We start from the raw sequence: 6,336 nt of genomic DNA on the forward strand, positions 1-6,336 counted from the left end.
CACGCTATGGTGCAATCCCAGCAGGATGAAGCCGGCTCGCAAGACGCCGAGCAAGATCAGCCGCTCAGTCTGACTGCAGCGTTGGCGCGAATCGCGCACTCCGCTCCTGAAGAGGGGCTGTCGCTTGGCGCATTCAGTGACGCTCTGGGCGAACGGGTGTTCGGCGCCTTGCTGTTTGCGCTCGCCATTCCGGTCTGCATGCCCTTTCTCTACGGCGTGCCTCAGGTTGTCGCTCTGCCCATGATGGCCATCGCCGTGCAAATGGCGAGCGGACGCGCGCACCCCTGGATGCCGAAGAGCTTTCGCAACCGTCAGCTGGACAAGCCCGGTCTGGTCCGCATCGCAACATGGTCCCGCAAATGGTTTGGCTGGCTGGAGGCTCTGGCCCGTCCGCGGCTGAGTGTCTTGTCAGGCCCGACCGCAGAGCGGATTGTCGGCGGCGTCTTCGTCCTGTTTTGCGCATCCATACTCGTGCCTTTGCCGGCCACCAACACCACGCCAGGCATCGCCATCGCCATCGCCTCGATCGGCCTGATCACGCGCGACGGGCTGCTGGTTCTGGCGGGACTGGTGCTGGGCGTCGTCTGGGTCAGCCTTCTGGTCGTCGGCTTCACGTTTTTTGGAGCGGCGTTTATTGATGTGCTGAAAACCTTGATTCTGGGGATGTTCGGCGCAGGCGGCTAAGACTTGCGTCGCCCTGCGGCTCAGCTCCGTGCTCGCCTCGCCCCTGTCTGTGATCTAGGTTTATCGCCATGCCTGAACTTTCCACCTTCGCCGACCGCTGGACACGCCCGGATCAATGGCCGCTCATAGGGGCGCTCGTTTCCGCCGCCTTGCTCGCCGGGGCTTTCGGGTTCGAATTGATCGGGCGCTACGCCCCCTGCCCGCTCTGCATCGAGCAACGCTGGGCGCACGCCTATGTTCTGGCGGGCGGACTGATCACGTTCGCAGCCCTTCACATCCTGAAACCTGCAAACGCCCTGTTCTGCCGCGCCGCCAGCGCGCTCATTGCGGTTCTGGCCGGGTTCAGCGCTTGGGTGGCGGGCTATCATGCGGGGGGTGAATACGGCTTCTGGCCGCTGTCATGCCAGGCGGGCGATACGACGTCCTTAAGCGTGGATGCACTCTTGAGCTCGCTGAACACGCCGACCAATGTGGTGCTGTGTGATGAGCCAGCCTGGACCCTGCTGGGCGTATCCATGGCGGGCTATAATGTTCTGATCAGCGCTGCCGTGATGCTGATCTCGATCCTGGTGGTGTTCCGCAAACCATATCGGAGGCTGTGATGTCTGAACCGCAAACCCGTAAAACCGTCCGTCGCCCCGGTCGCAAAGCAGACGCCTCTCGTATTGAATCCATGGTGCGCGTCGATCATGCAGGCGAGTATGCCGCGGTGGCGATCTATCAGGGCCAGCGCGCCGTGTTCAAAGGCCGCCCGGACAAGGCTCGCATCGCCAGCCAGCTGGTGCACATGGAAGCGGACGAACAGCACCATCTGCAGGCGTTCGACGATCATATCCTCAGCGGGAAAGCGCGTCCGACCCTGCTGGCGCCCATCGCCAATCTGGCGGGTTTTGCGCTCGGCGCCGGAACAGCGCTGCTGGGCGAGAAAGCGGCCCATGCCTGCACCGAAGCGGTCGAAGCGGTGATCGAGGGACATTACGACGAACAGGTTCAGGAGCTACGCCTCGCCGAACAGGACGCGCTGGCGGACCAGTTCGCCCAGTTTCGCGATGAAGAGGTCGCCCACAAAGAGCTCGCTGTGGAAGAAGGCGCAAAAGACGCCGCCGGCTATCCTGTGCTGTCCGCGCTGATCACCGCCGGCTGCCACGCCGCCATCGCCGTGTGCAAACGGGTCTAGCGCTCCAGGGTTTTGAGCCGCTCGACGGCGACCATCTTGTCGATGGCGGCCTTCACGTACGCATCCAGCTTCGAGCCATCTGAGTAATCGGCGTCCGTGGTGAAATGCACGCGGCGATCCGTCTTGAGCTTGGCGGTCTTCTCCGCGCCTTTCGCGTCGCCTGCGGGATGCACGGCGATCGACACGCCGCCCTGTTCCTTCACCGTCCGCATGCACGGCACATCCGTATCGCCATCGCCCACATAGATCATGTTGCGGAAGGGGACGGGCCGGTCATCCTCGGGGATGTAGGCGTTGACCTCGGCATGGTCAGACAGGTCCAGCGCGCCCTTGTTGATGCGGAACAGGAACTGGGTCTTGTTGGTGTAGTTCACCGCAGACGCCGCCCAGACCGGTACGTCATCGGCGTTGTATTTGAACTCGCTGGCGAAAATGGCGTCGAACTGATCGCCGACGGCGCTGGCCGCGATCATCTCCTTGAGCCCTGACGAGATGATGTAGTGCTCGATCCGAACCTGACGCTCGGCGCCATAGGCCCGCAAACGCTCAAACCAACCTTCGACCACGCCGGGAAAGAAGCCCACGGACGCGCCATGCCGCTCAATGTCTTCGCGACGGAACCGCACGTCTTCACGCTGCGCGGCTTTCACCATCTCATGCATGTAGATGAGGATGTTGTCTGCACCCAGGCGCGCCGCCTCGCCATTCACCCGCCCCCAGAACGCGTCGATCTGCTCGCCGATTTCGGGGATGAAGGAATGCTCCTGCATGGAGCCGGGGCTCAGCGTGCCGTCAAAATCATAGGCGATGGCGATGGTTGGGGTGCGGGTCATGGGCGAGGGTGAAACCTGATCTGGGTCAGTTGGCAAGAGCGCAAGGCGTCAGGCCTCCAGCTCCACATCCCAGTAGAGATAATCGAGCCAGCTTTCGTGCAGGTATTTGGGCGGGAAGCGTCGCCCCTGTGATTGCAGCTGATGCTGGCTGGGGCGGTCCGCCTGTTGAAGCAGCGGCATCTTGGCTTCTCGCGGCGTACGACCGCCTTTTTTAAGATTACAGGGCGCGCAGGCGGCGACGATGTTGTCCCAGGTCGTCCGGCCGCCATAGGCGCGCGGCGTCACATGGTCAAAAGTCAGCTGATCGAGACTGTCTGCGCCGCAATACTGGCAGCGGAAGCCGTCGCGCAGAAACACGTTGAAGCGGGTGAAGGCGGGCGGGCGGTTCTGGCTGACATAATCACGCAGCGCCACCACTGACGGCGCCCTTATCGAGCGTGACGGGCTGCGAATCTCCGTGGCGTATTCAGAGACGATGTCCACGCGCTCCAGGAAGGCGGCCTTGATAGCGTCCTGCCAGGGCCAGGTGGACAGAGGATAATAGGAAAGCGGCTGGAAATCCGCATTCAGGACAAGGCAACGAAGATCGGTGGGCGCCGTCTTAAAGACTCGCATCACCGCCCCCGCATACACGCGCCGGGCGGCGCAGTTTCAGGAGGTGATCCCTCTGATATGCAAGCGCTATCTTGAAGACGCGCCTCCCTCTAAGCCTTCGCATTGATCCATAATCGAATCAACGCCCCGTTCCTTGAGACGATCTAACACTAACCCTGTTCGTGTGACGGCGCCATGACGCTGACTCGACGCTTGTTTGACAACGACGCCTAGCCGCGCAGGCGGTTCGAGAACGCCGCCTCCATGAAATGCCGCCCCAGCTCCAGCCCATCCGGGCCGATGGAATGGGGAATGCCTCTGGAGATATGAAACTGGGCGCCATGACCCGCCTCGGCAAGGCCCTGAGCCGCCATCAAAGTCATGCCCACCGGCAGGACATCATCACTGTCGCCATGGATCAGCAGGATCGGCGGCTTGACGGTCATTTCAGATTTCAGCCGCTCCGGCCCCGGCAGCGCGCCGGAATACCCGATAACCCCTGCGGGCGCGACCTCGCGCCGGAGCGCGGTGTGAAGCGCCATCATCGTGCCTTGGGAAAACCCGATCAGAACGAGGTTTTCCGGCGCCACCTCCCAGCGGTTCAGCTCGGAACGGACAAACTGTTCCGCCGTGGCGTGCGCTGAGCGCACGCCCTGCTCCATCAGCGCCGGATCAAGACGGGAGATCGGAAACCATTGATACCCGCCCGGCGCGCCGGGCACAGGTTCGGGCGCATCGGGCGACGCCCAGGCCACGTCCGGAAAATGCGGCGCCCAGTGCTGGGCGAGACCCGCAAGGTCTGCGCCATTGGAGCCGTAGCCATGAAACAGGATGACCAGTTTCTTCGCCTGCCCGGATTTGGGCGCGATGCGCGGACCGTCGATCAAGATCATGGAGGGGCGTTCCTTTGTTATGCCTGCAGGCGATAATAGACCGCTTGGAGGACGGGAAAACCCCAAGCCTCGCACAAGCTTCAGCACGGTGATATGCAAGCGCAATGACCGCTTTTCGCACCCGCTTCGCCCCTTCGCCCACCGGCTTCCTGCATCTGGGTCACGCCTTCTCGGCGCTGACGGTGTTCGATGCTGCGAACGAGGCAGGCGGGATGTGTCTGTTGCGGATCGAGGATATCGACACGACGCGCTGCAAACCCGGGTACGAGGATGCGATCTACGAGGACCTTCGCTGGCTGGGCTGCGACTGGCCCGAGCCTGTGCGTCGGCAGAGCGAGCATTTCGCCGAGTATCACGCCGCCCTTGCGCAGCTTCACTCAAAAGGGCTTGTCTATCGCTGCTTCAAGACGCGTCGGGAAATCGCCGAGGACATCGCCCGCGCCCCGCACCATCCCGGCGAAGGCCCCGAAGGCGTGATCTATCCCGGCCCGTCTGAGCCGATGAGCGCGGAGGAAGAAGCCGAGCGTCTGGAGGCGGGCGGCGCATTTTCCTGGCGGCTCTCCATCACCGCTTGCCGCGATCATCTGGGCGCGAACTTTGACCGTCTGACATTCACCGAAACAGGCGAAGGCCCGGACGGCGAAACCGGAGAAGTGCGCGCCCGACCTGAAACGCTGGGCGATGTGATATTGGGGCGCAAGGATGTGGGGACGAGCTATCATCTCGCCTGCACCCATGATGATGCGCTGCAGGGCGTGACCCATGTGATCCGCGGCCTGGACCTGTATTTCGCCACCCACCTTCATCGCCTGCTTCAAGAGCTGATGGGCTGGCCGGTCCCGGTCTATCGCCATCACCCCCTGATGCTCGATGAGCACGGCAAGCGCTTCGCCAAGCGTGACCAGTCTCTGACCCTGCGCGCCTTGCGGGAGGCGGGAGAGACGCCGGACAGCCTGCGCAAGCGGGTCGGGCTTTAACCGCCCGTCTGGCGTTTTCGCACCACGAACAGCGTCAGCGCGATGACGTTGAACACCGCCGCCATCACGAACGGCGCGCCCGGGAACACGACGCCGCCCACCCCTTGCTGGAAGGCGAAAAAGAGCTGGGTGTAGATGAGCGGGCTGAGGATCAGCACGATGGCGCCGAGGCCGGACAATCCGCCCTGCAGCTCGCCTTGAGCGTCGGGCGGCGTGCGCTCGGTCATCACCTTCTGAAGCGCCGGCCCCTCCATGCCTGTGAACAGGGCGGGCAAGAGCCACAGATACAGCACCCAAGGCGACGGCGCCGTCGCCAGTCCGATCAGGGCGACCGCTTCCAGGGCGAAGGCGATCCAGATGACCCGGCGCTCGCCGATCCGGGGCATCAGGAAGGGCGTGACCACCGCCTGACAGACCACGAACAGCACGCCATAGGCCACCAGGGAGACGCCGATCTCGCCTTCGGTCCAATTAAACTTGGCGATGCCCACATAGGCCCAGACCGCCGGATACACAAAGCCTGCGAGTTGAGACAGGAAGTAGACCCAGACCAGCACGCCGAGCCCCTCGGCCCGACGCAAGCGCATCAGCGTGGCGATGGGGTTTGACCGCTTCCAGGAGAAAGAACGACGGCTTTCGGGTTTGAGCGATTCCGGCACCACGAACCAGCCATAGAGGGCGTTGATCCCGGCCAGCGCCGCCGCCGCAAAGAAGGGCGCGCGCGGGCTCAATTCACCCAGCAAACCACCAAGCCCCGGCCCCAATACGAAGCCCGCCCCCATGGCCGCGCCCAGAAGCCCGAAGCGGCGCGCGCGTTGTTCCGGAGTGGAGATATCGGCGATATAGGCGTTGGCGGTGGAATGGGTGGCGGCGAAAACGCCCGACAGCAAGCGCGCGATGAAGAACACCACAAGGGCGTGCGCCAACCCCATCAGCAGGAAATCGATCATCAGGGCGGTCAGCGACAAGAGCAGCACCGGACGGCGCCCGAACCGGTCTGACAACCCGCCAATGATCGGCGAGAAGACAAACTGCATCAGCGCGAACACAAAGGTCGCCAGCCCGCCCCAGCGCGCCGCCTCACCCACCCCGCCGCCCGTCAGCTCCATCAGGAGGGTCGGCAGGACGGGAATGATCAGCGCAAAGCCCAGCGCATCGATCGCCACGGTCCCCGTGAT

Annotated in this window: 8 protein-coding genes; 4 read left to right on the forward strand and 4 right to left on the reverse strand. The window is 63.4% G+C overall.

Annotation, left to right across the window (positions count from 1 at the left end; genetic code table 11):
• Positions 1 to 6: 6 nt before the first annotated feature.
• The 3 genes from B3M53_RS14365 (at position 7) to B3M53_RS14375 (ending at position 1,861) form a co-directional block, all read left to right on the forward strand.
• Positions 7 to 684: an exopolysaccharide biosynthesis protein gene (locus tag B3M53_RS14365; protein ID WP_273020701.1), complete on the forward strand. Its 678-nt coding sequence runs from the start codon at positions 7 to 9 to the stop codon at positions 682 to 684.
• Between the two features lie 68 nt (positions 685 to 752).
• Positions 753 to 1,286, forward strand: a complete 534-nt coding sequence (locus B3M53_RS14370; protein ID WP_273020700.1) for a disulfide bond formation protein B — start codon at positions 753 to 755, stop codon at positions 1,284 to 1,286.
• Positions 1,286 to 1,861, forward strand: a complete 576-nt coding sequence (locus tag B3M53_RS14375) for a demethoxyubiquinone hydroxylase family protein (RefSeq protein WP_286800850.1) — start codon at positions 1,286 to 1,288, stop codon at positions 1,859 to 1,861. The genes B3M53_RS14370 and B3M53_RS14375 overlap by 1 nt, the downstream gene beginning before the upstream one ends.
• Here B3M53_RS14375 and B3M53_RS14380 read toward each other — a convergent pair.
• The 3 genes from B3M53_RS14380 to B3M53_RS14390 form a co-directional block, all read right to left on the reverse strand.
• Positions 1,858 to 2,694 carry an HAD family hydrolase gene (locus tag B3M53_RS14380; protein ID WP_273020696.1) on the reverse strand — a complete coding sequence of 279 codons (837 nt, stop codon included), beginning with the start codon at positions 2,692 to 2,694 and terminating at the stop codon, positions 1,858 to 1,860. The genes B3M53_RS14375 and B3M53_RS14380 overlap by 4 nt on opposite strands.
• 48 nt (positions 2,695 to 2,742) lie before the next feature.
• Positions 2,743 to 3,309 carry an HNH endonuclease gene (locus B3M53_RS14385; protein ID WP_022700350.1) on the reverse strand — a complete coding sequence of 189 codons (567 nt, stop codon included), beginning with the start codon at positions 3,307 to 3,309 and terminating at the stop codon, positions 2,743 to 2,745.
• Positions 3,310 to 3,518: 209 nt separating this feature from the next.
• Positions 3,519 to 4,181 carry an alpha/beta hydrolase gene (locus B3M53_RS14390; protein WP_273020695.1) on the reverse strand — a complete coding sequence of 221 codons (663 nt, stop codon included), beginning with the start codon at positions 4,179 to 4,181 and terminating at the stop codon, positions 3,519 to 3,521.
• Between the two features lie 104 nt (positions 4,182 to 4,285).
• Here B3M53_RS14390 and gluQRS point away from each other — a divergent pair, with 104 nt between their 5' ends.
• Positions 4,286 to 5,158, forward strand: coding sequence for a tRNA glutamyl-Q(34) synthetase GluQRS (gene gluQRS / locus B3M53_RS14395; protein ID WP_273020694.1), 873 nt, complete (start codon positions 4,286 to 4,288; stop codon positions 5,156 to 5,158).
• Here gluQRS and B3M53_RS14400 read toward each other — a convergent pair.
• The coding region (locus B3M53_RS14400) for an MFS transporter (RefSeq protein WP_286800851.1) at positions 5,155 to 6,336 on the reverse strand (1,182 nt) is incomplete at its 5' end. The genes gluQRS and B3M53_RS14400 overlap by 4 nt on opposite strands.

The organism is Oceanicaulis sp. UBA2681 (genome assembly GCF_002354675.1).
Classification (GTDB): domain Bacteria; phylum Pseudomonadota; class Alphaproteobacteria; order Caulobacterales; family Maricaulaceae; genus Oceanicaulis; species Oceanicaulis alexandrii.